The 568-nt window shown below is 34.7% G+C and carries 1 pseudogene; it reads left to right on the top strand.

Annotated elements, in window-relative coordinates:
- Positions 1 to 222, top strand: a pseudogene (locus tag INF86_RS22250) (hypothetical protein); the annotation flags it as partial.
- Between the last annotated feature and the right edge of the window lie 346 nt (positions 223 to 568).

Genomic DNA, 568 nt, shown 5'->3' with positions numbered 1-568 from the left:
CCAATCTTTGAACTTATCACATTTGGAGTTGAAGCAGTATTGAAACGAAATAAAATCTGCCCTGAACAATCATGCTATTGTTGGATACCAATCTATTACACAAATGATCTGGCTGTAATGGTTTCTGTCATTGATGAAGGCGATGCATCACAAAAAGCTTTGACAGGAGGAAATGTCATCATCATTAATCCCTTTACCAATGAAGTTAACCATAATTTCTGACACCAATGTTAAGCATAACCATTCTGGTTGCATACAGGTTATCAACTTATTGATGGTGACTAACAACTGAATGACAATTACTTGCTAATAAGGAACCCAAGATGCAATCTAATAGAATAAGCTCGAATAAAATCCTTGGAAGGCCAGAGGGAAGTAAATACTTTGTTCTAATTCAAAATGAGAAAAAAAAGCGACTTTCTCAATCTAAGGTAGCAAAGACTTTAGGAATAAGCCTTTCCACAGTAAAAAGATACTGGGCTAATGGTATCTTTGGTTAATTTTAATTGCAGAGCAATATCGTGCTAATTTTCCCTCATAGATGTTGGTTTGATGATAAATATACTTG

This window comes from Enterobacter cloacae complex sp. I1M (genome assembly GCF_014982425.1).
Taxonomy (GTDB): Bacteria; Pseudomonadota; Gammaproteobacteria; order Enterobacterales; family Enterobacteriaceae; genus Enterobacter; species Enterobacter intestinihominis.
The sequence above is the reverse complement of the archived record's forward strand: the minus strand, read 5'-3'. Positions and strand labels throughout refer to the sequence as shown.